Origin of the sequence: Galbibacter mesophilus (genome assembly GCF_023721415.1) — a bacterium.
GTDB classification, from domain to species: Bacteria; Bacteroidota; Bacteroidia; order Flavobacteriales; family Flavobacteriaceae; genus Galbibacter; species Galbibacter mesophilus.
Genome location: NZ_JAMQVC010000001.1, coordinates 1,317,386 through 1,342,513 on the forward strand (window position 1 = coordinate 1,317,386; position 25,128 = coordinate 1,342,513).

The 25,128-nt window shown below is 38.2% G+C and carries 27 protein-coding genes and 1 tRNA gene; 17 read left to right on the forward strand and 11 right to left on the reverse strand.

What is annotated here, in order from left to right:
* Positions 1–112 precede the first annotated feature (112 nt).
* The 5 genes from NDQ75_RS05720 to NDQ75_RS05740 form a co-directional block, all read right to left on the reverse strand.
* Entirely contained in the window at positions 113–823 is a 711-nt protein-coding gene (locus tag NDQ75_RS05720; protein ID WP_202028432.1) for a DNA alkylation repair protein, read from the reverse strand.
* Positions 813–1,055: a hypothetical protein gene (locus NDQ75_RS05725; RefSeq protein WP_202028433.1), complete on the reverse strand. Its 243-nt coding sequence runs from the start codon at positions 1,053–1,055 to the stop codon at positions 813–815. The genes NDQ75_RS05720 and NDQ75_RS05725 overlap by 11 nt, the downstream gene beginning before the upstream one ends.
* 124 nt (positions 1,056–1,179) lie before the next feature.
* A complete protein-coding gene (locus NDQ75_RS05730; RefSeq protein ID WP_202028434.1) occupies positions 1,180–1,872 on the reverse strand; it encodes a GNAT family N-acetyltransferase in 693 nt (230 codons plus the stop codon).
* 338 nt (positions 1,873–2,210) lie between these two features.
* Positions 2,211–2,284, reverse strand: a tRNA-Asp gene (locus tag NDQ75_RS05735).
* Positions 2,285–2,369: 85 nt separating this feature from the next.
* Complete coding sequence (locus NDQ75_RS05740; RefSeq protein WP_202028435.1) at positions 2,370–3,302, reverse strand: DUF58 domain-containing protein; 933 nt, start codon at positions 3,300–3,302, stop codon at positions 2,370–2,372.
* 129 nt (positions 3,303–3,431) lie between these two features.
* Here NDQ75_RS05740 and NDQ75_RS05745 point away from each other — a divergent pair, with 129 nt between their 5' ends.
* The 5 genes from NDQ75_RS05745 (at position 3,432) to NDQ75_RS05765 (ending at position 7,135) form a co-directional block, all read left to right on the forward strand.
* On the forward strand, positions 3,432–4,307 hold the full coding sequence (locus tag NDQ75_RS05745) for a cell division protein FtsX (protein WP_202028436.1): 876 nt from the start codon (positions 3,432–3,434) through the stop codon (positions 4,305–4,307).
* Positions 4,308–4,406: 99 nt separating this feature from the next.
* Positions 4,407–4,667, forward strand: coding sequence for a DUF3098 domain-containing protein (locus NDQ75_RS05750; protein WP_202028437.1), 261 nt, complete (start codon positions 4,407–4,409; stop codon positions 4,665–4,667).
* Positions 4,668–4,697: 30 nt separating this feature from the next.
* Positions 4,698–5,492: an undecaprenyl-diphosphate phosphatase gene (locus tag NDQ75_RS05755; RefSeq protein WP_202028438.1), complete on the forward strand. Its 795-nt coding sequence runs from the start codon at positions 4,698–4,700 to the stop codon at positions 5,490–5,492.
* 7 nt (positions 5,493–5,499) lie between these two features.
* On the forward strand, positions 5,500–6,195 hold the full coding sequence (truB, locus tag NDQ75_RS05760; protein ID WP_394368762.1) for a tRNA pseudouridine(55) synthase TruB: 696 nt from the start codon (positions 5,500–5,502) through the stop codon (positions 6,193–6,195).
* A 97-nt stretch (positions 6,196–6,292) separates the two neighbouring features.
* A complete protein-coding gene (locus NDQ75_RS05765) occupies positions 6,293–7,135 on the forward strand; it encodes a TonB family protein (RefSeq protein WP_202028439.1) in 843 nt (280 codons plus the stop codon).
* Here NDQ75_RS05765 and NDQ75_RS05770 read toward each other — a convergent pair.
* Complete coding sequence (locus tag NDQ75_RS05770; protein WP_202028440.1) at positions 7,118–7,732, reverse strand: thioredoxin family protein; 615 nt, start codon at positions 7,730–7,732, stop codon at positions 7,118–7,120. The two genes, NDQ75_RS05765 and NDQ75_RS05770, sit on opposite strands and share 18 nt — an antisense overlap.
* Before the next feature lie 137 nt (positions 7,733–7,869).
* Between NDQ75_RS05770 and NDQ75_RS05775 the strand changes: the two genes are divergently transcribed.
* Together NDQ75_RS05775 and NDQ75_RS05780 are read left to right on the forward strand one after the other, a co-directional pair.
* Positions 7,870–9,219 (forward strand): TrkH family potassium uptake protein, encoded by a 1,350-nt coding sequence (locus tag NDQ75_RS05775; protein WP_202028441.1) that lies wholly within the window; start codon positions 7,870–7,872, stop codon positions 9,217–9,219.
* A gap of 19 nt (positions 9,220–9,238) precedes the next feature.
* Positions 9,239–9,805 carry a DNA-3-methyladenine glycosylase I gene (locus NDQ75_RS05780; RefSeq protein ID WP_202028442.1) on the forward strand — a complete coding sequence of 189 codons (567 nt, stop codon included), beginning with the start codon at positions 9,239–9,241 and terminating at the stop codon, positions 9,803–9,805.
* Position 9,806: 1 nt separating this feature from the next.
* Here NDQ75_RS05780 and aat read toward each other — a convergent pair whose 3' ends face one another.
* The 3 genes from aat to NDQ75_RS05795 form a co-directional block, all read right to left on the reverse strand.
* Entirely contained in the window at positions 9,807–10,451 is a 645-nt protein-coding gene (aat, locus tag NDQ75_RS05785) for a leucyl/phenylalanyl-tRNA--protein transferase (protein ID WP_202028443.1), read from the reverse strand.
* A gap of 264 nt (positions 10,452–10,715) precedes the next feature.
* On the reverse strand, positions 10,716–11,093 hold the full coding sequence (locus NDQ75_RS05790; protein ID WP_202028444.1) for a DUF3127 domain-containing protein: 378 nt from the start codon (positions 11,091–11,093) through the stop codon (positions 10,716–10,718).
* 23 nt (positions 11,094–11,116) lie between these two features.
* The gene (locus tag NDQ75_RS05795) at positions 11,117–11,992 is read right to left on the reverse strand and encodes a flavin reductase family protein (protein WP_202028445.1); all 876 of its coding nucleotides are present in this window, start codon (positions 11,990–11,992) and stop codon (positions 11,117–11,119) included.
* Between the two features lie 259 nt (positions 11,993–12,251).
* Here NDQ75_RS05795 and NDQ75_RS05800 point away from each other — a divergent pair, with 259 nt between their 5' ends.
* Together NDQ75_RS05800 and NDQ75_RS05805 are read left to right on the forward strand one after the other, a co-directional pair.
* Positions 12,252–13,394: a sensor histidine kinase gene (locus NDQ75_RS05800; protein ID WP_202028446.1), complete on the forward strand. Its 1,143-nt coding sequence runs from the start codon at positions 12,252–12,254 to the stop codon at positions 13,392–13,394.
* A gap of 72 nt (positions 13,395–13,466) precedes the next feature.
* A complete protein-coding gene (locus NDQ75_RS05805; RefSeq protein WP_202028447.1) occupies positions 13,467–13,811 on the forward strand; it encodes a hypothetical protein in 345 nt (114 codons plus the stop codon).
* A gap of 2 nt (positions 13,812–13,813) precedes the next feature.
* Here NDQ75_RS05805 and NDQ75_RS05810 read toward each other — a convergent pair whose 3' ends face one another.
* Together NDQ75_RS05810 and trxA are read right to left on the reverse strand one after the other, a co-directional pair.
* Positions 13,814–14,203 (reverse strand): HIT family protein, encoded by a 390-nt coding sequence (locus NDQ75_RS05810; RefSeq protein WP_202028448.1) that lies wholly within the window; start codon positions 14,201–14,203, stop codon positions 13,814–13,816.
* Between the two features lie 91 nt (positions 14,204–14,294).
* The gene (trxA, locus tag NDQ75_RS05815) at positions 14,295–14,612 is read right to left on the reverse strand and encodes a thioredoxin (RefSeq protein ID WP_202028449.1); all 318 of its coding nucleotides are present in this window, start codon (positions 14,610–14,612) and stop codon (positions 14,295–14,297) included.
* Between the two features lie 170 nt (positions 14,613–14,782).
* Between trxA and NDQ75_RS05820 the strand changes: the two genes are divergently transcribed.
* The 8 genes from NDQ75_RS05820 (at position 14,783) to NDQ75_RS05855 (ending at position 25,018) form a co-directional block, all read left to right on the forward strand.
* Positions 14,783–15,199 (forward strand): 3D domain-containing protein, encoded by a 417-nt coding sequence (locus NDQ75_RS05820; protein WP_202028450.1) that lies wholly within the window; start codon positions 14,783–14,785, stop codon positions 15,197–15,199.
* Between the two features lie 475 nt (positions 15,200–15,674).
* Positions 15,675–15,944, forward strand: coding sequence for a hypothetical protein (locus tag NDQ75_RS05825; protein ID WP_202028451.1), 270 nt, complete (start codon positions 15,675–15,677; stop codon positions 15,942–15,944).
* An 18-nt stretch (positions 15,945–15,962) separates the two neighbouring features.
* Entirely contained in the window at positions 15,963–17,048 is a 1,086-nt protein-coding gene (locus NDQ75_RS05830) for a DUF1254 domain-containing protein (protein WP_202028452.1), read from the forward strand.
* Between the two features lie 113 nt (positions 17,049–17,161).
* Positions 17,162–19,498: an arylsulfatase gene (locus NDQ75_RS05835; RefSeq protein ID WP_202028453.1), complete on the forward strand. Its 2,337-nt coding sequence runs from the start codon at positions 17,162–17,164 to the stop codon at positions 19,496–19,498.
* A gap of 27 nt (positions 19,499–19,525) precedes the next feature.
* A complete protein-coding gene (locus tag NDQ75_RS05840; RefSeq protein ID WP_202028454.1) occupies positions 19,526–21,061 on the forward strand; it encodes a DUF1254 domain-containing protein in 1,536 nt (511 codons plus the stop codon).
* A gap of 133 nt (positions 21,062–21,194) precedes the next feature.
* Positions 21,195–23,066 (forward strand): DUF3604 domain-containing protein, encoded by a 1,872-nt coding sequence (locus tag NDQ75_RS05845; RefSeq protein ID WP_202028455.1) that lies wholly within the window; start codon positions 21,195–21,197, stop codon positions 23,064–23,066.
* Between the two features lie 87 nt (positions 23,067–23,153).
* Positions 23,154–24,035: a peptidyl-prolyl cis-trans isomerase gene (locus NDQ75_RS05850; protein ID WP_202028456.1), complete on the forward strand. Its 882-nt coding sequence runs from the start codon at positions 23,154–23,156 to the stop codon at positions 24,033–24,035.
* Positions 24,032–25,018, forward strand: coding sequence for a HupE/UreJ family protein (locus NDQ75_RS05855; protein ID WP_202028457.1), 987 nt, complete (start codon positions 24,032–24,034; stop codon positions 25,016–25,018). Before NDQ75_RS05850 ends, NDQ75_RS05855 begins: the two co-directional genes overlap by 4 nt.
* Positions 25,019–25,128: the final 110 nt, after the last annotated feature.

Consider the following 25,128-nt stretch of genomic DNA (forward strand, 5'->3'; position numbering starts at 1 on the left):
TGTCCATTAAGTGGGTGTTGCTTCGCAGAGAGCGGATATTGTTTCACGCAGAGTGGGTCATGTTTCGCGCCAAGCGGGTAATGTTGTGATTAAATTGAATCAAGGTTATTTATTAGTGCAAATGCGATTTCCTATGGTAGAATTTATTTAGATCGGAAATTGTTTTTCTTCCAATCCACTGTTGGGTTTTACTGTTGGAGAGGATTAGTTTTTGACAGGTTTTTATGCAATCTTCTGCTAATTCGGTGTTCCGTTTTCCGATATTTTTTAATGCCCATTGCGCTGCTTTTTTTACAAAGTTTCTATTATCGTCACATTTTGTGGCAACAAGGAATATATAATTCTGAAAAATTTCGTTTTCTGAGACCTTATCTTTGGTAGCAAGCGAAGCTATAAGTACAAAAGCAGTTCTTTTTACAAATTCTTGCTCCCTATCGATATAGCGGAGAACCAAATCTTTGGCAAGCGCGCTTTTAGACAACAGATTAACGCTTAGCTGATCGCATAAATCCCACGAATATAAATCTGCCGTCCATTTATCTGCTTGCTTTTCAGTTACTTTTTTTGGGTTTGCAATAATGGTTGCTAGGATTTTCATTTCATGGATGGGCGATTCCCAAAGCTCAAGAGCTAATTCGTGATCGTTTTTGTAGGAACGGGCGATTCTTCTTAGTTCAGGGACTTTTACACCCAGTGCCTGACGGCTTTCAATACCAAAACGTTTTAATCCATCGGCAAATTCTTTGTCCCCGATTTCTTGAAGCGCTGCCAGTATTTTTTCTTTTTTGTTGATGGGTGAGGTTTTATGAATCTTATTTTTCACTTTCTCGAATAATAACGAAGTAAATTACATACAACCATCCTAAAACTCCGTGAAGCATGGCATAAAGTATAGACTTGTTTCTGTCCCAAGAAATTACAATTGCGATTACGCTGCCAATTCCAATTCCGTTTTTTACCATGGTTTGTTTAATTTCGGAATTTCCAGTTTGTTGACTAAAACACTCTAAGGAAAATAATAGTAGAAAAATTAAAAGTAGTTTAATTTTGTTCATTCGATTTTATTTTAGTGACAATGAACCCCAAAATCTTTCAGACTTAAATAGGAGTAGAAATAATTGCTTTTGAAGTAGGGGCCAAAATGTTATCATAGTTCAGTTGTTCTTACTTTCGTTGACATTATGCTTGTAATTTTTTATACAACCGCCAGTTCATGTCTCTTGTCACTTCATAACCCAAGTCTTCATAAAGAGGAATTGCTAAGTTTCCCTTGTTTGTGTGTAAAATTGGGGTTTTGTTTTCCTTTAAAATTTCATTTGTATTGTGGGCTATTAATTGTTTTGCAAATCCTCTTCTGGTGTAATCGGGATGTGTAACAACGCCGCTAACTTCTATAAAAAGATCAGTTTGCATGCGTTGACCTGCTATTGCAATTAATCTATCGTTTTTAACAATCCCAAAATATTTACCCATTTCATAAGATCTTTTTTGATAATAGCCGGGCATAACCAACCAAATTAAATCATATATTTCATCTATGAATGTCTCATCCAATTGAATGATTTTTTCTGTAATTTGAATCTCAGGTAATTGCTTTAAAACCATTTGGCAGCCATCAATCTTTTTTTTCAATAGAATTTTGGAGTCATCAATTATCGGAGTATGTTTCTCGGAAACAAAAAAGAATTCTTCAGATGTTTTTACATATTCGTTTGAAGCATTTTTTGTTTTTGTTTCATCGAAAAAGGAGCCAAATGTACAAATCTCGGGTTTATAGAATTGAACTCCATCAAATTGAATAGAAAAATGTTTATGCGTTTCCTTTAAGGAGTGCCAAACAGGATTTTTTAATTGCTGTTCTAACGTTGTCATTAAACTAATATAGTTAATGTGATGTTGAAGATTATTTAAGGGATGAAAGTTTAATCTTTTATTTTAGAAGCCCCCCTGCGTCTATTTCCTTTTCAAATATAGCATAAAATTTAATTGGGGAGGATGCGTAGAGATTTCTAAGTACCGAAAAGCTAAGCCTTAAAAACAAAAAAGCCTTCAACAATTTAGCATTTGCTAAAAAGGAAAGCCTTTCATTGGTATAGCGCTTAACAAAGTTAAACACTTCTACAAACTCCAGTGGAAAAGTCTCCACTGAACAACACAACTATTTTTATGCGAAAAAAGCTCCAATTCTCATTGAAGCTTTTTGCTTTTCGCGGTCTGGACGGGATTCGAACCCGCGACCCCATGCGTGACAGGCATGTATTCTAACCAGCTGAACTACCAGACCTTTCGTTATTGCGAGTGCAAATATACACCCAATTCTCAATTAGGCAAACCTTTTTGAATAAAAAATTTAAATTTTTTTACCTCACCTAAATAAACTTTTGACGTTCAATTAGATAGGTTTCTAAAATTTTATTGAAATTTTTTCTCACATCTACTTCAACATACGCAATGCGGTATTTTGCACAGCGTAAACGAAGTTCTTTCTGGTAATCTTTCATCATACCTTCGTATGATTCTTTAACATTTTCAGAAAAAAGGTCGATCGTTGTTTCGGTTTCTACATCCACAAACCTTTTGGGGGTGTTCTCAAAATTAAAGTTGAATTCCTTTTCCTTATCCATAACATGAAACAAGACCACTTCGTGTTTGTTGTACTTTAAATGCTGCAATGCCTGAAACAATCCTTCCTGATTGGTTTCCGTTTGAAACATATCAGTAAACAAGAACAACAAACTGCGCCGATGTATTTTATTGGCGATTTGGTGCAAATAGGTATACGTTTTTGTCTCTTTATTGGCTGTTTTGGTTGTGGTTAAAAGCGTTTCCAACGTATTTAGGAGTAAATAGCGGTGTCGGTCGCTTCCTTTTTCAGGAGCATAGAATTCGTACGTGTCCGAATACACGCTCAAGCCCACGGCATCGCGTTGTTTTTTTAGCATTTTCATTAAAACCGCGGTTGCCAAGGCGGAAAAACCAACTTTATTTAGGTTATCAATGGTTTGGTGATTCACTTTTGGATAATGCATGGAGGCGGAATTGTCAATAATGATGTGACACCTTAAATTCGTTTCTTCATCATATTTTTTGGTGTACAGCTTGTCGGTTTTTCCAAACAGTTTCCAGTCGATATGCCGCGTACTTTCCCCTTGATTGTAAATTTTGTGTTCGGCAAATTCCGAAGAGAATCCGTGAAACGGACTTTTATGCATGCCGCTGATAAAGCCTTCTACAATTTGCTGGGCTAACAATTCCAAATTTCCCGAGATGGCTACGTTATTTACTTCCTGCTGTAACTTCATTTCTAATTTTCTCCCTTAAACTTCTTCCCAATAAAACACTGAAACTATTTTACAATGAAAATGGAAGGTTAAACGTTATAGTGATTAAATTTACTTTATTACTTTTACACATCCAATTATATTTAGAGTATGAGCAAATCTTTTGAGCGCTACCAGAAACGCAAACTTATATCTTCCTACTTTTCTGTTATTTTAAGTATTGCGTTGGTGTTGTTTTTGCTTGGCGTATTGGGGCTGCTGGTTATCAATACTAAAAAGTTGGCCAATCACTTTAAAGAACAAGTGGCTATTACTGTTTTTCTGAAGGATAATGCGAAGGAAGTAGAAATTAACCAACTGCAGAAAAGTTTGGCGATGACCGAATATACCAAAACGGCAACGTTTGTTTCGAAGGAAGTGGCTGCGGAAGAACACAGCAAAGAAATTGGGGAAAACTTTTTGGACTTTCTAGGATACAATCCGCTACAAAACTCCATCGACGTGCATCTAAAAGCCGATTATGTGGCCAACGATAGCATAAAAAAAATTGCTGATGAACTCTCGCAAAAAGAATATGTAGCCGACATTTCGTACGATCAACCGCTTATTACATTGCTGAATGAAAACGTTAAACGCATGAGCTTTTGGATACTTATTGCCAGCGGCGTTTTTACACTAATTGCCGTTTTGCTTATAAACAGTTCCATAAGATTATCGGTTTTTTCTAAGCGATTTATTATAAAAACCATGCAAATGGTGGGCGCTACCAAACGATTTATAAGAAGACCTTTTATTTGGAACAGTATAAAACTAGGGATGATTGGGGCATTGGTGGCTTTGGTAGCCATGGCTGGCGTTCTGTATTATGCTGATACTAAAATGCCGCAGCTTCAGTTGTTGTCCGATCCACTTGCATTGGCTTCCCTATTTATTGGTATCTTTGTCATCGGGATTATTATAACCTGGATAAGTACTTATATCGCCACGCAACGGTATTTGAATTTAAGAACCGATGACTTGTATTAAAATCGATTTTTGCTGAAGGAAGTTGCTTATGACTGGCAATTAAACTCAGCCACAAAAAGAAAACAGCCCAATAAGCGGTTTATAAAAATATATATATTGATGAAAAAGAATCCACAAACAAACACCCATAAAGAATTTGTCTTTCAGAAAAAGAATTACCTTTTTATGTTTATCGGTCTGGCATTTATTGTGCTTGGTTTTATCTTAATGAGTGGTGGAGGCAGTGACGACCCGAACGTTTTTAATCCGGATATTTTTAATTTCAGAAGGATTAGACTCGCACCTACCCTGGTTCTCATTGGCTTTGGTATAGAAGCGTATGCCATTTTATTGAACCCGAACAAGAAGAAAGAAAACTAAATTCACATTTAATTCCATCAAACCGTTCGCATGGATGTAATAGATGCTATTATCCTTGGGATAATTCAAGGACTTACGGAGTTTCTTCCAGTTTCTTCCAGTGGGCACTTAGAGTTGGGGAAAGCCATTTTAGGCGATCATTCCCTGCCACAGGAAAGCCTTTTGTTTACCGTAGTGCTTCATTTTGCCACCGCTTTAAGTACCATGGTGGTTTTCAGAAAAGATATTTTAGAGTTGCTAAAGGGGTTGTTTCAGTTTGAATGGAATGAAGAACTTCAATTCTCGTTGAAAATACTTATTTCCATGATTCCCGCTGCCTGTATTGGGTTTTTCTTTGAAGACCAATTGGAGATGCTCTTCAACGGAAACGTACTATTGGTTGGCTTTATGCTTATTGTAACAGCACTTTTACTCTATTTGGCCGATAAAGCAAAACATACTGGGAAACCCGTTTCGTATACCAATTCGTTTGTTATTGGCGTATCTCAAGCCATTGCTATGCTGCCCGGAATTTCGAGGTCGGGAGCTACAATTTCCACTTCTGTATTGCTGGGGAATGATAAAAGCAAAGCGGCACGTTTCTCTTTTTTAATGGTGGTGCCACTTATTTTTGGGAAAATAGCGAAAGATATTCTTAGCGGAAATCTTTCTTTTGAAGCGAATAATATTGCTAGTTTGACAATTGGTTTTTTAGCAGCTTTCATTTCAGGAATCCTCGCTTGTACTTGGATGATAAAACTCGTGAAAAGCAGTAAACTTATTTATTTTGCGATTTACTGTTTTGTGGTTGGACTGGTGGCTATTGCTTTAGGGTATTATTACTAATTTTTTGATGATGATGTACACAGAGGAAACTATTAAAAGCGGACAAATTTTACGAATTGATAAACCCTTGGAATGGTCTTCTTTCCAGGCTGTAAACAAAATAAAATGGGCCATCAAGAAAAAGTTTAAACTGAAAAAAATAAAAGTTGGTCACGCAGGAACTTTAGACCCCTTGGCAACCGGACTTTTAATTATTTGCACGGGGAAGTTCACCAAGAAGATTCCAGAGCTTCAAGGGCAAATTAAAGAGTATACGGGAACCATCACTTTGGGTGCCACAAGACCTTCTTTTGATATGGAAACCGAAATTGATCAAACGTATTCCGTTGACCATATTTTCGAAGAAAACATACAAGCAGCTACACAAAAGTTTATCGGTGAGATAGAACAATACCCTCCAGTTTTTTCAGCATTAAAAAAAGATGGAAAACGTTTGTACGAATATGCACGAGAGGGCAAGGAAGTTACTATAAATCCGCGTAAAATTACAATTGAAACCTTTGAAATTACCCAAATAAATATGCCCGAAGTTTCCTTTCGAGTAGTTTGTAGCAAAGGTACTTACATACGTTCGTTAGCACATGATTTTGGAAGGGAATTAGATTCTGGTGCCTATTTATCCAGTTTGCGAAGAACCAAAATAGGTGATTTTAACGTAGATAATGCTATAACGCCAGATGCTTTTGCTGAAATGCTTCAGTAGCCAAAGTAGAAAAAAACTGACAAGCCAAGCCATGGGTTGGTTTAAGTAAACAAATAAGATAAATTTTCTATCTTTAGCATCCAAGTCGTTTCTGTTTATGAACCTAAAAGAGCTTATACATCGGTTTAATGAAACCAGCGAAAAAATCGTTGGTGCTATTGCAGATGGTTACTACAAGTTCGTTTCTCCTCAACTAGAAAGAGTAGGTAAAAAATTGGATGTCTTCAGCAATCAACAATTAGCATTGATTATTGCCACTTCCATTATGGGTATTTTTTTGCTGACACTTGTAAATATTCAGTTGGCCGATAAAAAGGAAGAAGAGTTTCTGTACGAATTAAGTTTCGATGAAGAATTATTGAACGAAGAAATTCCGCAGGAAGAAGAAATGACGCTTACCGAACTTGAAAGTCACAAGGCGTATAACGAAGCTGAAGAAAGTAAGTTTGCCGACGAATTAGACGATTTTAAAACGTTGGAAGAGCTGGAGCAGGAAGCACAGGAAGCTGCCAGTCAAAATCCCGACAATACGCAGGATTTTAACAATGATTTATCGCTAAACGATGGATTTTCCAATGAGTATGCGGAAAAGCTTAAAGAACAACGTAGAAAAATAGAAGCCTTAAAACGAAAAGGGGAGGCCCCAAAGGTAAATATTAAACGAAGAACGACCATTACCTATTCCTTGGTAGACCGAAGTCACTATAATTTACCTAATCCGGTGTATACTTGTGAAAGTTTTGGAAAAGTGGTTATTAATATTGTGGTAGATGCCAACGGAAATGTAACTGACGCCTCTTTTAATGCCAGTAGTTCCACCACATCCAACGGTTGTCTTGTAGAAAATGCAACACAATATGCGCTAAAGGCAAAATTCACCCCAAAAAATGGTGCAGAGGGACAGCCTGGCACCATTACCTATTTATTCCAGGGAGAGTAAGGCTTTCAGGTCTTCAATAACGTTTTTACCTTTGTCTTTGTTGTACCAAACCTGAAGTTCTTGTTTAAACTCCGCAGATAGGATTCCGAACTTTTCTTTTTCCTCCTTCACCATTTTTGTTGCCTTAGAAGGTCTTGGCCCCCATGTGTTTAGAACTTCGCCAGAGGCATCATCCAACATGATTAACTTTGGAATGGACTTACTACCATTGGTTAAAAACTGGTCCATCAAATCTTTATGTTCGTCGCGAAGTACAATTTTTAAATCAATATTTTCAGAAGCTGCTGCAAATTTTTGGATTATGGGTAAACTCTGGGCTGCATCGCCACACCAACTTTCTGTAATCACCAACCAAGTTACTTTGTGGTCTAAGTCTTGAAGTTTGGCAAGGGTTTCTTCCGGTAGAGAAATAGTTTTTGTGAGCCTTTGCATGCGTTTCGCGTTTAGCTTGGTGTAATTAACCAGTGCTTCCGTTTGTTCGTCGCCCGTATTCTTTCCTTCTACAACCAAACGCTCATGTAACTGTATGTAATCATCATAGCTTTTACCTTCTTTTAAAGATTTTTGTATAACATTTTCAACAGTAATTTCTTCCATTATTTATTGATTTATACTGGTTCTTTCTTTTAAATTTAGAAACAACCTAGACATTTATTATGTAATTTAGACTAAAAAAGTGAAGAACCTTACAAGCTTATTAAAAGCATGGTATTGTTCTCAATAGCAAATGAAAAATGAAAAATAATCTCTTCGGAAAAATTTCCCTTTGGTATAAAAAATTTCAAGTAAGCAAATCCCCACAAATGAATTTGGTTTGGGGTTTTTTCCTTTATACCGTTTTTGGTTTTATCTTATTGTCACTCCCCATTTTCCATAAAACAAATGTAGGGCTTTTGGACAATCTATTTATTTCAACATCTGCCATTTCCACAACAGGATTGGTCACCGTGAGCGTTTTCGATTCCTACAACTTTTTCGGACAGTTTATTGTTATGGTACTTTTTCAAATAGGAGGTATTGGTTACATGACCCTCACCACCTATTACTTGTTATTTACCACCAAAAGAATAACGCATTGGCACCATAAAATTATGGGTACAGCCTTTACGTTACCAAAAACCATTCAAATAAAGGATTTTATAAAAAGTGTGATCCTGTTTACGGTGGTAATGGAAACCCTTGGCGCCATTGCATTTTACATCGCTTTTAGTAGCTCAGGGTTTAGTGGCGGAAAAGCAGTTTGGTTTTCTATTTTCCATAGTGTTTCTGCGTTTTGTACGGCGGGATTTGGTTTGTTTAATAACAGTTTTGAAGGATATAGCGATAACATTCTTATAAATATCATCATTTCTGTATTGGCTATCGCGGGTTCGTTAGGGTTTATTGTAATTACAGATTTGTGGTACCGTATCAGCGGAAAATCAAAAAACCTTTCTTTTACAACAAAGATTATAACGTACGGCTTCGTCATTTTACTCTCAACAGGAACGTTACTAATTTACTTTTTAGAACCTTCTGTTCAAAATACAGAATCGTCCTTAATCATATCATTTTTTCAAGCAATGACCGCGATGACGACGGTTGGCTTTAATACTATTCCGACGGGAGGTCTTGCCCTCCCAATTTTGCTTTTTGTTACGTTTTTAATGTACATTGGAGCTTCTCCTTCCGGAACCGCTGGGGGTATGAAAATAACAACACTAACAGCAATGATTGCTGTTTTGAAAAGTAGATTGTTCGGACAAAAAAAGGTGACTTTTCTTAATAGAATAATTCCTTTTGAAAGACTCTACGTGGCTACTTCAACGTTTATTTTGTACACAAGCATCATATTTCTGTTTACTTTTTTAATGACCTTTACGGAAGATTTCGGACTCCAAAGAATCCTTTTTGAAGTGGCTTCTGCTTTAGGCACCGTCGGATTGAGTACAGGTATAACGGGGGATTTATCTTCCGCTGGAAAAGTTTTTACCATAATCCTTATGTTTGTAGGGCGTGTTGGGGTACTTACTTTTGGTTTTGCCCTGTTGGAAAGAAAAGCAAAGCCAAAACTGGAAAATGTAGAAGACGATTTAGCTGTCTAACTTATAAAAACCTTTACGAATGAAGAAAAGATGTGGTTGGTGCGAGGGAGATGCACTTTATGAAGCGTATCACGACCAAGAATGGGGTGTTCCCGTATATGATGATGCTACTATTTTTGAGTTTCTGATACTGGAAACCTTTCAAGCGGGTTTAAGTTGGATTACCATTCTACGGAAGCGTGAAAACTTCCGTAAAGCTTTTGACAATTTTGATTGTAAAAAAATTGCCCAATATGGTGAAGCTAAATATGAAGAACTACTGAAAAATGAAGGCATCATTCGAAATAAACTGAAGATTAAAGCTACCATTACGAACGCGCAGAACTTTATGAAAATCCAAGAGGAATTTGGAAGCTTCAGCAAGTACATTTGGGGTTTTGTGGATGGAAAGCCAATCCAAAACAGGGTGATTGATTACAAAAAAGCACCAGCTACAACGCCTATTTCAGATAAACTTAGCAAGGATTTAAAAAAACGCGGATTTAAATTTGTGGGTTCCACCGTTATTTATGCACACATGCAAGCAACGGGCATGGTAAACGACCATGAAGTGGATTGCTTTCGGTATGACGAAGTAAAAAACTAGCTTAACCTAGCCCGAGGTCCAAGAAACTCTTAAAAACTTCCCTTGGTATTTCACGGGCTCCTAAAGACGCTAAATGTGGTGTGTACAATTGACAATCGATAAGTTTATAATTTTCTTTTTGAGCTTTTTCAGCTAAAAAAATAAAGGCTGCTTTAGAAGCGTTGCTCATTTTAGAAAACATACTTTCCCCGCAAAAAATATGGCCAAGGTCTATTCCGTACAAACCACCGACGAGCTCATCTTCATGCCAAACCTCAACTGATTTTGCCCAGCCTAATTGATGTAGCTCCGTATAGGACTTAATCATTTCGTCGTGAATCCACGTTCCATCTTGTCCTTCCCTTTTTATTTTAGCACAGTTAGTAATTACAGCTTCAAAAGCAGTATTGTAAGTTATTTGAAAGGTTTTCTTCTGAAGTATTTTCCGCATGCTTTTCGAAATTTTTATTTCAGAAGGATATAAAACCATACGTGGATCTGGACTCCACCATAAGATTAAAGAACCTTGATCGAACCATGGAAAAATGCCTTTTTTATACGCTTCTTGTAGCCTTTTCACGGAAAGATCACCACCAACAGCAACCACACCATCCGATGAGGCCGTTTCGACGGGGGGAAATTTTACACTATCTGTAAGAAAAAACATCTAAATTATTTATTTTAAAGGTTTATTTTCAATAAAAATGCATTATTATTAAATTTAACTTGGTTATTATAAATAATTATTACATTTTTGATAATGCCTTATGTGACCAATTATTTTCATCATTGCTTTTTGAGTTTAACGCATTTGGCAAACCTAAAACCACAATACAAGTCCCAATTTCGATTGGGACTTTTTTTATGCTTTATCATAAAAAAGGAGGCCGAAAAGCCTCCTGAAATATACACTAATATTTTGTTTTGTAATTTAAAACGGTAGATCGTCGTGGTCTTCTTCGTTAAAATCATTAGCCGGCTCAAAAGCATCTTCTGGAGGCATCGGAGGCATATCCGGAGCACCATTTCCGGCTTGTAAATTTTCAATGCGCCATCCTTGAATGGAATTGAAATACTTGGTTTCCCCCTGTGGGTTTGTCCATTCCCTTCCGCGTAAATTAATACTTACTTTTACCTGTTGCCCTACTTGATAGCTATCCAAAATGTCACATTTATCTTGAATAAACTCAACCATTATATGTTGTGGATATTGCTCTTCAGTAGTAACAACCATTTCTCTTTTTCTAAAACCATTGTTTCCATAGGTTTTAGTTTCATCAATCAACTTAATCTTTCCTTGTATTTCCATGCATCAAAAGTATTAAAATAAATCTATTTTTTTGCTAATAACAGCTTCCATGCGGAAACAGTTTTATTTTCAGCTATTAAATTTTGTGCGTAGGTGTGTATTTCAGTTTCATCGTTGGTACTTAAAACCTCCCTCGCTTTAGCATTATTTTTAATAAAATCCTCAATTTCTGTTTCGGTTGGTAGAACATCTACATTGGCTAAAATTCCCAAATCATTTCCGGTTAAAACCGTACTTTTCCTAATGTTGTCCGGCAGCCCATCAAAGCCAATTCCTAAAGTAGACAGAGGTTTTGGGACTTCAAACATTCCCAAATTGGCTCTGCTGTACCAATTTCCGCCCATTCTACTTACCAAATCAATTTTATGCTGGTCTATTTGTCCGCTTTCATCCAAAACGTCTTCATCAATATGCATTTTTAACACTTCGCACACGATTAAATTTCCGGCACCTCCTTCTTCGCCCAAGGCGATAACTTCATTCACTTTGCATTCAAATTGCACAGGAGATTCCGCTACACGAAAAGGCTTGACAGTTTCCGAAGGTAGCATCGTTAATCCTGCTTTTTCAAATTCGTTTACCCCTTTGGCATATTCGGTGCTACTTAAAGAAACTTGTTGAACCATATTGAAATTAACAATATTTACTACCACTTCTTTAGTTTCCAGAACATTTTCCAACGTATGTTTGGTGGTATTGTCACGTACCCTTCGGTTGGCAGAAAACACCATAATTGGCGGATTGGAACTATACACATTAAAGAAGCTGAATGGTGATAAATTCACCTCTCCAGAATTACTTATTGTGCTTGCAAAAGCAATAGGTCTAGGGCCTACTGCACCTAATAAATATCCGTGAAGTTTGCCGGTTGAAATCTCTTTCGGATTGATTGAAAGCATAGCTTTGTTTTAGACAAAAATAAGGGAAATTAAAGACGGACGAAAATGTTTCTTAGCCGAGGATTTACATTATTTTTAGTAATGAATTATAAAGCGAAACAATAAAAGTGAAGCTTTTACTTTATATTTATACCAGTTCTTGTTTGAAATTACTGAAAAAGAAAGGAAAAAAGAACGTTTTATAGCAGTCATTTCAAATAGGTTATAACCTGACAGGTCTATTGCATTCACTTGATTCAGCATCAATTGTTTTAGTAAAATGAAAAAAACCACTCGTTGGATTCTTATCATATCCTCTTTTGTAATTGTTGTTTCCATACTTTGGAATACGTATGTGTTTTTTCAGAAATTTAAAGAGGAAGAGCGTACTAAAATGAAAATTTGGGCAGAGGCGCTTGGTGAATTTCTGCAAACTACCGACTTGGATAGGGATTTAGGGAATCTTACATTGGCCGTGATAAAAAATAATACCAGCACCCCTATGATTTATGTTGGTAAAGACGGTGAAATTCGCTCCAACAACCTTCCGGAAAATAAAGCTGGCGACTCTATTTATATTCAGAAAAAAATTAAACAATTCAATAGCGAAAACGACCCGATTGAAGTTACTTTTCGAACCGATAAATACGGTACGCTTTACTATGGCAATTCTGATGTTTTAAATAACCTGAAGTATTATCCCATTGCATTAATTTTGATTATCGTTTTTTTTAGTGCCGCTGTATATTTCTTTTTCAGAATTTCTAAAGTGGCAGACCAAAATAAGTTGTGGGCCGGAATGGCGAAAGAAACTGCGCATCAAATAGGGACGCCATTATCTTCTCTTTTGGGCTGGTCTGAATTGCTAAAATCTGAAAATGTAAGTCCGACTATTACGGAAGAAATTGAAAAGGATATAGACAGACTTTCTACCATTACCGATCGATTCTCCAAAATAGGCTCCGTTCCCAAATTGGAGAAGCTTGATATTATTTCAGAAACAAAAAAATCTTTTGATTACCTGAAAGCGCGGAGTTCTAAATTAGTAGAATTTAACTTCATTGCTCCGACCGAAGAAATTTACTGTTTGGTAAATTCCCAACTTTATGGATGGACCATTGAGAATTTGATTAAGAATGCCATTGACGCCATGAAGGGGAAGGGAAGATTGACAATTGAAATTAAAAAGGATAAGAAAACCGTTAAAATTAACGTTATAGATAGTGGTAAAGGAATTCATAAAAGTGATTATCTAAAGATTTTTAATCCGGGCTATACCACAAAGAAGCGAGGGTGGGGGCTAGGATTGTCTTTGGTGAAAAGAATTATTGAGAATTACCACGACGGAAAAGTAAAAGTTTTACATTCCGTTATCGATAAAGGGAGCACACTGCAAATTTTGTTAAAAACAGTAGATGATTAAATTGTCTTGCAAAATTTTACTTTGGAACATAAACCCTCGGAAGAGGATAAATTTGCATAAAAACAACAACCAGTGAGTATAAAACAAAAAGAAATTAAACAAACACCGCTAACCAATAACTGTCCGGAGTGCTTTTCCAACGACGGACTTATGCTTACTTTTCATCAAAAGCATATTGAAAATGCTTGGTATAAAAAGGCGACCGATACAATTTCAGATACGATTGTATGCCACAAATGCCATACAACTATTTACCCCGTACGATGGACGGAAGATATTGAACGTGTTCGGGAATTTTATTTAAAATCGGTAGGGAAGCCAAAAACATTTTTTAAGCTTACTAGACTGTCTGTTTTTGTTTTGATTGGAGTTGCTTCAGTAAGTATTGCCTTGGTAGTGTTCCTTCAGCAAATGTAAATTTACATCGCTGCATTTATTTTATCGGCTAGTGTAGAAAATTCGTCTTCCGTTAAGGAAACTTTATGTTGAAAGGTCATTTCACTCATATTGTTTAGCGGTATCAAGTGAACGTGAACATGTGGCACTTCCAAGCCAACAACAGCAATGCCCACGCGCTTACATTCCACAGTTTTTTCCAAAGCCTTCGCCACTTTTCGTGAGAAAGCCATTAAACCCATATAAGTATCTTCATCTAAGTCAAAAATTTTGTCCACTTCTTTCTTGGGGATGCAAAGTGTATGTCCCTTAGCATTGGGGTTGATGTCTAAAAAAGCATAGAAATCTTCGTCTTCTGCTACTTTATAGCTAGGGATTTCCCCATTGATTATTTTGGTAAAAATTGATGCCATGGTTTCAGATATTAGTCGTAATGTATTGTCAATCTAAAATAAAAAAGGTTTGACCCTTAGCCAAACCTTTTTTATAAAAGAAGATGAATTATTATAATAATTCGTCGATTGCTTCGCTGTATGCTGTTTTAGGAGCAACACCAACTTGGCGTCCCACTACCTCTCCGTTTTGGAAAACCAATACAGTAGGAATGTTTCTTACGCCGTATTTAGCAGCAAACTCTTGGTTAGCATCTACATCTACCTTACCAATAACCGCTTTTCCATCGTACTCCTCACTAAGTTGATCAATAATGGGAGCAACCATTCTACAAGGTCCACACCAAGCAGCCCAAAAATCTACTAAAACCGGTTTGTCGCTTTTTAAAACTACTTCATCAAAAGTAGCATCTGTTATCTCTAAAGCCATTTTGTATAATTTTAATTTATATTCAAGTTTGTATTATAATGCAAATTTAGTCAATTATTTCTCCAAACCTTACAGGAGCTATATTTGTTTTGATTATCAAGGTATTTAGTTTGTTAATTGTAATCTTAACAAAAGCAATTTAAGAAGATGAAAATCGTTATCTTGTTAATATGAATAGAATATTGTTGTTCTTTAGCTTCGTTTTCATAAGTGGCATCGTAAGGTCGCAGGAAAGCACATTTTCTGAAGATAGTTTAAAATGGGTGCCGCTTTATGTAAAAGCGTCTGCTTACAATTCCTTGGCGGGCCAAACGGTTGGTAACCCTGCTTTAAGTGCTTGGGGAGACACCTTGCAGCCGGGCATGAAAGCTATTGCCATTTCACGGGACTTATTAAAATTGGGAATTACGCACAATACCCCAGTAAGAATTGAAGGACTGGACGGCTTTTATTTGGTAAAAGATAAAATGAATGCACGTTACCGGAAAAAAATAGATGTGTATATGGGTGAAGAGTTACAAAAAGCGAGAAACTTCGGGAATAAATATTTGAAAATTTGGTATGGAGTTCCTATCGATAAGAATTGATGATAGGTAGTTATTAGATCCGTTCTAAGCTATACCTTACCCACAGCTACCAATTAACTTTTGCTCACTTGGAGATTGAAAACTGGCTTGGTTTTGTAGCGTTTTCTGAAAATTCGTCTTTTTAACAAGTTTTGACAGATATATCTCTAATTTACGAATGGATTCAAACGATTCCAGATCAATTTAAAATATAGTAATTCATGCCACCTTCTCAGTAAGGCATTGGCGCACGAAGTTATCCAAAGCGCTACATCTTTATCGCAAAGTAAAAAATAATGGTTGCATCTAATTAATTATTAATATTTTATGTATTTTTAGATTAAATTCTTTCCCCTAAACACTGCATATTAGTTTTAACAACCTTAAAAACGAATAAAAAGTGTCCATTTTCTTATTCTCTGGGGTAATCAAGTTATTGCGTAGATGTAAGGAACAATTTAAAACTTTTCCGCTTGCGGCAATAAAAAAATTGGCTTTGAAAGTCAATGTAAACAATGCTGGGATTGAAGAAAATTATCATGCTCTTTTCGGAACCTGCATCAGCAGAATATTACCAAATTTCAATACCTCCTATTCCACATTATGGGCAGATATTGGCAAAGAATCTTTACAGCCAATCACCTGTGATAAAATAACTCTTTCAAAAACTATTAATCAGAACCCAAGGCATATACACAACCAAGTATATGCTTATACTGAGGTGCCTTTTATGGATAAATCTTTTAATAATGAACGATCAACTTAATAAATAAATACAAATAAAATGAAAACAACATTTCTATCAATAGCAGTATGCTTTATGACCATTGTGGTTACCAGTTGCAAACAGCAGAAAAAAGAGGGTAAAACGACAACAGAAGATACCGTTGCCGCTACAGAAGATAATAAAGTAAGCGTTACCAAAGATAATTTTGCCAGGGCCATGTGCGATTTAGCCATGCAAAAAGAGTTTGCCCAAGGGGGCGACAATGCTTTTAATCATCACCGAAAGCCAATGCCGCTTGATGAGCAGCCCGCTCCGCTTATGAACAGGGATACCAACTATTCCTTCGCCATATTGGACGGTAGAGGAGATGTAGCCATTACTTTACCGGAAACAGATGGCCGCTATATGTCTTTACACGTGATGAACCACGACCACGTAACCGCCTTTGTATATTATGGCCCGGGTCGCTATGTAATTCCTGCCGATAAAACTACTGATTTCTTTTATGCCAACGTTCGCATCCAAATAGATGCCAGCGATCCCGATGATGTCAAAAAGGTAAATGACTATCAAGATCAGCTGAAGATTGAATTTTTGAATGGTTATCAACCCAAATCATTCCAGGTGACCAATTGGAATATGGAAGAGTTTGAACAACAGCGCAAGCATTATGTGAAAATTGCTCAAGAGGAAGGCGTAAGGGGAACCATGGGAACTTTAGACGATCCGGTTTCCACGGAAGATAGAAACCGAGGGGTTGCAATTGCTACTGGACTTTTGCCAGATGAGGATGCGGTGTACTTTACTGAAAGGTATGATGTGGAAAAAGATAAAACCTACAAAGTGACCTATCAGGTACCTGAGATGCGGGATGAGGAACTTGGTTTTTATTCCGTGACCATCTATGGGGCAGACCAGCATTTAAAAACCGATGAGGGATCTATTATTAGTAATGATAAGATTAAGCTTAATCCCGATGGAAAAACTTTCGATCTCTATTATGTGCCGCAAGACCAATTTGCGAAGGCAGATTATGCCAACAAAGTATTGGTGCCATCAAAACCATTCTGGATTTGTTTTAGGGTATACATCCCAAGCGAATCGGTAATCGATGGGGGCTATGTTTTACCCGAAGTAAAATAAGTTATGAAATGCCCATCAACAAAAATTTAAAATTACCGATAGATTAACAGGGCTTTCAATCTGCCTACCGGCAAGACGGGTCTGACCAATAAAGAACAACTAAATATTAGGAGATGAAAACAACCATTTTAACACTATCAGCTGTAGCGATTTTTCTAGCTACCATCAGTCAATTACAAGCACAGGAAAAAAACAAACTTCCCTATGACGATCAGGAGTTTCATGGTAAAATAGGCCGTACTTATAAGGATTCTGAAATGGACTGGCCAGAATATGTAGAGCCCGAAGAAGGAGCTCCCAATGTGGTGGTTATTTTGCTGGACGATGTAGGTTTTGGTATGATTAGCACTTATGGCGGTCCTGTGCCTACGCCACATTTGGATTCATTGGCCAGTGAAGGCCTGCGCTACAACCGCTTCCACACCACGGCTATATGTGCGGCCACCCGAGCAGCGCTAATTACAGGTAGAAATCACCACAACGCCTCCAGCGGTTTCTTGCCGGAGTGGTCAACAGGCTTTCCAGGCTATACTTCGATGATTCCAAGAAGTACCACGCCTATCAGCAAGGTGATGAAATACAATGGGATGAACACGGCTTGGTTTGGTAAAAACCACAACACGCCCGACTGGGAAACTTCCCCTGCTGGACCTTTCGATCGCTGGCCAACAGGGATGGGATTTGATTATTTTTATGGCTTCAATGCCGGGGAGACCGACCAATACAATCCTGTAATCTTTGAAAACACCCTTCCGGTCGAGCCAGAAACGACTCCGGAAGAAGGCTATCACTTTATGGCCGATATGACTGACAAGGCCATCGACTGGATGAAATTGCAAAAGTCCATTTCTCCAGACAAACCCGTCTTTATGTATTTCGCCCCAGGGGCCATCCATGCGCCACATCACACACCTAAAGAATGGCGGGATAAGTTTAAAGGAAAGTTTGACCATGGCTGGGACAAGCAACGTGAAATCACTTACGCGCGCCAAAAAGAAATGGGCATTATTCCGGCAGATGCTAAACTGTCTGCCCGAAATGAAAATATAAAAGCCTGGAATTCACTTTCAGCCGATGAGCAAAAGTTTTATGCACTTTTACAAGAAAACTACGCTGGCTATATGGCCTATACAGACCATGAAATCGGTCGTTTGTTGCAGGCGATAGCACAGTTGCCCGATGCTGAAAATACTTTGATAATGTACATTGTAGGCGATAATGGTGCCAGTACCGAAGGCGGTTTGGAAGGAACATTAAATGAAATAAAAGCCTTAAACGGTATTCAAAGTACACTAAAAGAAAACTTGTCTAGAGCTGATGAAATTGGTGAGCCTGGTTCTGAGCCACATGTGCCCGTAGGTTGGGGTCTGGCAATGAATACCCCTTTCCCCTGGGCAAAGCAAGTGGCTTCTCACTTTGGCGGCAGCCGAAACCCCATGGTGGTTTCTTGGCCTAAAGTGATCAAAGACAAAGGCGGTATACGTTCCCAATTTTTGCACGTAATTGATGTGATGCCTACCGTCTTGGAAGCTACAGGCATGAAAGCGCCTGAATACATAGATGGCGTGAAGCAAAAACCACTAGATGGTGTTTCTTTTATGAGCACATTCACTAATGCCAATGCTCCTGAAGTGCGTACCACGCAGTATTTTGAAATTTTGGCCAACCGTGCCATTTACCACGAAGGATGGGTTGCAGCACACCAGCATACCAAACCATGGAGAATGGACTTGGCTCCTGGCTTTGAAAACCAAACTTGGGAATTGTACAATATCGAGGAGGACTTTTCTGAAGCCGTAAATGTAGCTGACCAATACCCGGATAAGCTTAAAGAACTGAAGGATGTGTTTGAAAAAGAAGCGAAAAAATATCAGGTATATCCTTTGGATGACCGTGGAGCACAAAGACTTACCGTGCCCAAACCTTCATTGATTGAAGGTAGAACCTCCTTCACCTTTTACGAAGGCGCGGTTCGACTGCCAGAGACCGTAGCACCAAACACCAAAAACACTTCTTGGACTATGGAGGCCATGCTTGAAACAGCCCCCGGAAACAAAGACGGTGTAGTAAATGCCATAGGTGGATCCAGTGCTGGATACGCATTGCATGTTAAAAATGGATATCCAACCTTTACTTACAATTATTTTGAAGCAGCAGTAACCGACATTAAGTCCAGCAAAAAGCTGCCCGATGGTCTCGCTTCTATTAAGGTAGACTTCCAATATGATGGAGGTGGAGCCGGAAAAGGAGCCGATGTAATCTTGTACATCAACAACGAGAAAGTAGCAGAAGGCCGATTGGACGCCACTGTACCCGCTCGTTTCGGAATTGATACCTTCGGGGTAGGTGTAGATACGGGCTCACCAGTAACAAAAAACTATTCAGTGAACGAATTTCAGGGGCGAATAGCCGAGGTGAATATTGATTTGAAGCCAAAAAACAAACCATAATCCAATTTTAGAAATAAACACAGAACCATGGATACTAAATTTTTAAGAGTAGGATTGTTGTTGTCCATAGTGGTGGTAACAACTTTTTCCTGCAAGAACAGCTCAAAAGAAAGTAAGGAAGACAAGGCTACCTCTGAGGCAACAGAAAAGCAATTTTCCATTGAAAGCAATGATGCTAATGATCCCTTCAAGGTAGTACTGCCAGCAAAACCTGAAAAAGTCACACCAGAGTATGCCCGGGAACTGGGGAAGTTTGCCTACGTATGGGGCTGGCCAATGGTCAATATGCTCAATAGAAGAACACAAATAACACAAGCGCCCGAGCCGAGTTATCTAAACAATGTATTGCCTGTTTCGCCACAAGGCCAATTGGCTATGCTAAATGATTATATTTTACCAGAAGAAACCTTTGTTACCTGTCCCAATCAAGATGTGGTGTATGGTTTAGGTTTTTTTGATTTAAACACTCAGCCGGTGGTTCTACAAGTGCCAGATTTTGGAGACCGCTTTTGGGTGTATGCTATCTACGATCAGCGCACCAACCAAGTAGGAGAGCTAGGAACGCCATACCAGACCGAAACGGGGTTTTATTTGCTAGTCGGACCTAATTGGAGTGGCGAAACACCAGAAGGCATCAATGGCGTAATCAAAAGCCCAACAACCTTGGCCAACATTATTCCACGTGTATTTCAAAACGATACCGAAGCAGACAACGCAGCACTTCAACCCACAATCAATCAAATTGTGGCATACCCGCTTCCAGAATTTGACGGCACAATGAAGACCATTGTTTGGAAAAACATTCCATCTATTCAAGGTCCTGCCTCCGATGGAAAAGAAACCAAATGGGTGGTTCCGGAAAAGTTCTTTGATGCCAACCAATTAGGCAAGGTATTGGAAATTTTGCCTCCTCTGGATGGCGAGGAAGCTTTGTATGAACAATTAAAAGAGTTGTTAGCAGCAGCGAAGAATGATCCTACCATTAAAAGGGCATTGGTGGAAACGGCAGTGAAAACAGAAAAAGATGTCATTGGAAGTTTCTTCCTGTGGAAAAACAATGGGGTTGATGCAGGCAATGGTTGGAACCGCTCCTACTACAGTGCAGATTGGGATGGGTCCGGAGATTACAACTACTACGATAGAACTGCTACTGCAAAATCAAATATGTTTGATAACAGGCCCAATGAAACGCAATATTACTACACGGATAAAACCTCTGGTGGTGAGCAACTGGATGGCAACAACAACTACACCGTAACTTTCAAAAAAGGGGAAGAACCACCTGTTGAAGGGTTTTGGTCTTTGACTTTATATAATAAAAATCATCTATTTTCTAGTAACGAGTTGAATCGCTATTCTGTTGGGACAAAAAGTAAAGGTCTTGAAAGAAACGAAGATGGTTCATTGACCATCTATATCGGTTCTGAATCTCCAGGTGAAGACAAGAAAAGCAACTGGTTGCCGGCTCCAGCCGAACACTTTTCGTTATACATCAGGGCCTATTGGGGGAAAGAGGGCGTAACTGAAGGAACTTGGATTCCTCCTACCATTGAAAAATACTAAACGTAACCAGCTTAAAAAACAATATAGGGATTTAAACTAAATGGTTTTTACAATCAAAATAGGTAACTAAAAGAATAATAAATATTGCAACTACTCAATTTCAGTAGAAACATCAGTAAAAACAAAAACAACTATGAAACCAACACACACCATACTTGCACTGCTTACATTTTTTGCAGTGGTAAGTTGCAATCAAGAAACGAAAAAGGAAACTTCAGACACTGTCAATATGGTTGAAAAGGCAGATTCCAAATCTTCCAAAATAAAAGAAAACCCAGATAAGAACTGCTTTTTTGGAGATTTGCACTTACATACAGCCCTGTCGGTCGATGCCAATGTATTTGGCGCTACTTTAGGACCGGAAGCTTCCTATAAATACGCCTTAGGAGAAGAGGTAGAGTATCTGGGGCAAAAGGTTAAGCGCCATGCACCGCTCGATTTTTTGGCTGTAACAGATCATGCCGAGTATTTAGGTATTATGGTAGAAGTGCGTAAACCGGGTAGTGAGATTTCAAAAACAGATCTTGGTAAATTACTTACTAGCTCAGACCCCGATGAACGCAATAAGGCTTTTGCATTCTTATCCGGTGCTGTAGCTTCCAATACACGTGTTCCCGACTTTGAAAAACCAGAGGTGTTAAGTAATAGCTGGAAGCATGTAATTGAAACAGCGGAACGTTATAATGATCCAGGGAAATTCACTTCTTTGGTAGGGTTTGAATGGACATCCGCTCCGGGAACAGCCAATAAGGCACAGCAAAACATACACCGCTGTGTAATTTTTAAAGGAGCCGATGTACCTGAACAAACATACTCTTCTTTTGATTCTCCAGATCCTGAAGATTTATGGACGTACCTGGAGAAGGCTCGTGCAACTGGAGATGATGTCATTGCGATTCCGCATAATGGAAACATAAGTAACGGATTGATGTTCGATACAAAAACGCTAAGTGGTGAGCCACTTACAAAGGAATATGCTATACGAAGAATGGCCAACGAGCCGCTTACTGAAATAGCTCAGGGGAAAGGGCAAAGCGAAACGCATCCTGAATTATCACCTAACGATGAATTTGCCGATTACGAAATTTATGAAACCCTACTAGGTTCACAGACGACCGCAAAATATCAAACCGGCAGTTACGTTCGTCAGGCATACGGAGTAGGTCAGGAATTACAGGAAAAACTTGGGGTGAATCCATTTAAATATGGTTTAGAGGGCGGTACGGATTATCATTCGGCATTATCTACTACAGATGAAGATGGTTATCCAGGTTCTCATGGGCTCACCGATGATCAAAGAAACCCGGAAAAGCTTTTTACAGAAGCTACAGGTACCATAGGAGAGCCTCCTGTGAAGTTAGCTGCGGCCGGACTTACCGGTGTTTGGGCAGAAAGTAATACCAGAGAGAGCATTTTTGAGGCATTAAAAAGAAAAGAATGCTTTGGAACTTCTGGCGTAAGAATGAAAGTACGCCTGTTTGCAGGCTGGGATTATACTGCAGATTTATTAAAGCAAAACAATTGGATAAAACAGGCGTACGCTAAGGGTGTGCCCATGGGCGGAGATTTGCCTTTAGCATCTGGCAATCCTAAATTCTTGGTGCAGGCGTTAAAAGACCCAAACTCTGGAAACCTTGACCGCATTCAAATAATTAAAGTGACCACCAAAAATGGTAAATCATCAGAAAAGGTGTTTGACGTGGTTTGGAGTGGAGACCGAAAACGTGATGAAAAAGGAAAAGTACCTGCGGTGGGCAATACAGTTGATATGAAAACAGCTACCTATACCAACACCATTGGTTCTACAGAATTAATCGGCTATTGGGAAGACACGGACTTCAATCCAGATGCTTACACCACTTACTATGCAAGAGTACTGGAAATACCAACACCAAGATGGAGTACCCAACTTGCTGTTAAAAATAATTTACCGGTAAGCAAAACGGTTCCGCCAATTATACAGGAAAGGGCATGGACAAGCCCAGTTTGGTACAGTCCTAATTAGAACTAATTTAACATACAAAAACAGGCTTATATTTATTAATACGAGCCTATTGTTACTATTTTATTTAACCTCTAGAAAAAAGAATATATGACGCGATGGATAAAAGAACCGCTCCTGCATTTTGTAGTGCTTGGAGCACTTATATTTGTAGTCTACAGTTTAGTGAATACTTCAGAAGATAACGACCGAAAAATTGTAATAGATGATGATAGATTGAAACACATAAATGCCCTATATGAAATTCAATGGGATCGCCCTGCAACACCCGAGGAGTTAAGGGCGTTAGTGGAGATATACATTCGTCAAGAAGTGTTGTATCGAGAAGCCCTTCGCATGAATTTAGACCATAACGATGAGGTGGTGAAACGTCGTTTGTCGCAAAAAATGGAGTTTATAAGTAGCGATTTAACCAAAATGGTGGAGCCTATTACTGAAACTAAATTGCAAGCCTACTTTGAAGAGAATAAAGAGGATTATCGGGTTCCAACAGCCTATTCATTTTCACACATTCTTTTGTCAAACCAAAATCATATTAATCCAAAAGAAGATGCATCAAAACTTTTGGCCTCTGTGGATGTTGCGCAATATGAATCTTTAATTAGGGAAGGAGATCAAACCACGCTTTCTCTATCATATAAAGATGCAAGTGGCTCCATGATATTAAAAGAATTGGGCGCAAAATTTTATAGCAGCTTAGATACATTGCCACTCAGTCAATGGACCGGCCCTATAAGTTCAGGTTTTGGCATCCATTTGGTATTTATCTCCAACAAAACCAACACCCACATTCCAGAACTTGCCGAGGTGAAAAATAAAGTAGTAAGGGATTATGAGTATGCAACAGAAATAGCCACAAGAGATGCTGTATATAACGAATTGAAAAAGAATTATGAAGTGATTATTGAATTGGATGATTTGAATCAATCTGAAAAAAACAAATTGTACGCTAATTTAAAATTACAAAAATGAAATTATCCAAACTTTTATTTTTCGTTATCTTTTTAATGTTTTTTAGTGTAAAGGGTTGGAGCCATGAAATACGTCCTGCATACCTTCAAATAACGCAAACAGAAGAAAATAGCTATCAATTACTATGGAAAGTCCCTAGACGGGGGGATTTGGTGATAAGTTTGCGGCCAGTTTTTCCAGAAGGCTTTACATTGAAAGAAACCGAGCGTTATAGGATAACAGGCGATGCTAAGATATTTAATTTTGAATTAGAGGCTGACCGACCGTTAGCAGGAGAGCAAATTAGCATTCATAATTTAAACAAAACATTGGTAGATGTACTGGTAACAGTTAAGTACCTGAACGGAGAAAAGGTGACACTTATAGTAAAACCCGAAAATCCACAAGTAACACTACCTGGGAAAACGGAAAAATGGGAAGTAGTAAAAACCTACACTATTTTAGGTGTTGAACACATTCTTTTTGGGATAGATCATCTTTTATTTGTTCTCGCATTGATTATTATAACCAAAGGGTTTGGTAAAATAGTAAGAACTATTACTGCTTTTACCCTTGCACATAGTATTACGCTAAGTATGGCCGTGTTGGGGGTTGCCAATTTACCGGGACCACCTGTAGAAGCAGTTATTGCATTGAGTATTGTTTTTTTGGCGGTTGAGATTATTAAGAATATTCAAGGAAAAGAAACGTTAACAAGCAAAAAGCCTTGGTTAGTTGCTTTTACATTCGGACTTTTGCACGGGTTTGGTTTTGCCGGAGCTTTGGCAGATGTTGGATTGCCGCAAACCGAAATTCCGTTGGCGTTGGCCTTTTTTAATATAGGTGTAGAAGTAGGGCAAATTTTATTTGTAGTAACAACGCTTGCAGTTATTTGGTTGCTGCAGCGCTATAAAAAATGGCCGATATGGTTAAAAAAAGCACCCGCGTATGCTATTGGTACACTTGCAGCCTTTTGGGTAATAGAGCGTATTTTACTTTTTTAATCCCTTGAAAATAAAGAAAACCTTCTGTGTGCATTACAAATAATTAAACCGTCGTTATAGAAACCGCATTTGTATATATAAAAAGTTTTATCCTACGGGCTTTTATAGGC